Genomic DNA, 455 nt, shown 5'->3' on the forward strand with positions numbered 1-455 from the left:
CGCCATGCTGGTGGAGGGCTCTGAAGCCGGGGTGATCGAGGATCATGAACACACCATGCTGCGCAACGTCTTCCGTCTCGACGAGCGCAGCCTCTCCTCCCTGATGGTGCCGCGCAGCGATATCCGCTATCTGGATCTGGCGCTGCCGCTGGAGACCAACCTGCAGCGACTGGTGGAGTATCGCCACAGCTATTTTCCGGTCTGCGACGGCAACCTGTCAGAATTGGTGGGTATCATCAATGTCAGCAAGGTGCTGCACGCCTATATCAAGGGGGGGTCCATCGATCTGGCTGCCCTGACCCAGGAGGGCAGCCTGCTGCCCGAGACCCTCAACGGCGTCGAGCTGCTCAACCACTTCCGCACCCACAGCGAACAGATGGCGCTGGTGGTTGACGAATATGGCGAGCTGCAGGGGCTGGTCACCCAGCAGGATCTGCTGGAGGCACTGGCGGGGG

At 62.2% G+C, this 455-nt stretch carries 1 pseudogene; it reads left to right on the forward strand.

Annotated elements, in window-relative coordinates:
* Positions 1-455 (forward strand): annotated as a pseudogene (locus AACS18_RS20490) (CBS domain-containing protein); the annotation flags it as partial.

This window comes from Aeromonas sp. HMWF015 (genome assembly GCF_963878965.1).
Taxonomy (GTDB): domain Bacteria; phylum Pseudomonadota; class Gammaproteobacteria; order Enterobacterales; family Aeromonadaceae; genus Aeromonas; species Aeromonas veronii.